Raw genomic sequence first — 266 nt, 5'->3', positions numbered from 1 at the left:
CGTCGTCGATGAGGGCGATGTGGCAGGTGGCCGGCGCACGTCCGGCGGTGCCGGGGGCGCGTTCGAGGTCGTCGGGGGTGGCGATGGTGACGGCGGCGACCTCGGTGGATCCGTAGAAGTTGTAGAGCACCTTCCCGAACGCCTGCTGCGTGCGGATGGACAGGTCGGGGGCGATGGCCGAGCCCGCCGCGAAGATGACCTTCAGTGAGGAGGTGTCGTACTTCGACAGGACTTCGGGGCCGAGGTCGACGATGCGCTGCAGCATG

Annotated in this window: 1 protein-coding gene; it reads right to left on the bottom strand. The window is 68.4% G+C overall.

Annotated features, from left to right (window positions below):
• Positions 1–266 (bottom strand): AMP-binding protein (locus tag IJ15_RS25160; protein ID WP_037136392.1); only part of this gene is annotated, 266 nt, incomplete at both ends.

The organism is Prescottella defluvii, from assembly GCF_000738775.1.
Lineage (GTDB): Bacteria > Actinomycetota > Actinomycetes > Mycobacteriales > Mycobacteriaceae > Prescottella > Prescottella defluvii.
The sequence above is the reverse complement of the archived record's forward strand: the minus strand, read 5'-3'. Positions and strand labels throughout refer to the sequence as shown.